At 50.6% G+C, this 695-nt stretch carries 1 pseudogene; it reads left to right on the top strand.

The window, feature by feature from the left end:
* Nucleotides 1–695 (top strand): annotated as a pseudogene (ligA, locus tag ACS8FD_RS20780) (NAD-dependent DNA ligase LigA); the annotation flags it as partial.

Raw genomic sequence — 695 nt, 5'->3', positions numbered from 1 at the left:
GATCCAAGCATAGCCGCCAGTCGTCCGCTAGCTTTTTATTGCTACTCGGTAAATCAAGGTCTACCTGAAACTATTGAGACGCAATCGGCCGCGTTGGCTTGGCTTGGTGACATTGGCTTTAGTGTCAGTGCCGTACGAGTGGTAAAAAACCCACGCGAAACTCAAGAGTACTATGAGTCTGTGATTGAAAAGCGTGCCAAGCTACCGTTTGAAATCGATGGTGTGGTAATTAAAGTCAATAGCTTAGCCTTACAACAGCAGCTTGGATTTTTGTCACGTGAGCCGCGCTGGGCAACTGCCTATAAATTCCCCGCCGAAACCGTCATGACCCGTCTGCATACTATCGAATGGCAGGTCGGGCGTACGGGACAGATTACCCCAGTTGGTAAATTAGAACCCATCAAGGTTGGCGGCGTCACCGTTAGTAATGTGACTTTGCATAATTTTGGTGAAATTCAGCGCTTAGATGTGCGTGCAGGCGATATGGTCAGCGTACACCGGGCAGGCGACGTCATTCCAAAAGTCACGCGCGTCTGGCATGATCAGCGTCCAGAAGACTCTGAGCCAGTTAAGCTACCCTCTACTTGTCCTGTCTGCGACTCACCTGTCATCCTGCCAGAAGATGAAGCGTTGGCGCGTTGTACTGGCGGACTGTTTTGTCCCGCGCAGCAGACCGAGGCATTGATTCATTTTGT

The sequence above is a fragment of the Psychrobacter sp. 1U2 genome (assembly GCF_051847575.1).
The sequence above is the reverse complement of the archived record's forward strand: the minus strand, read 5'-3'. Positions and strand labels throughout refer to the sequence as shown.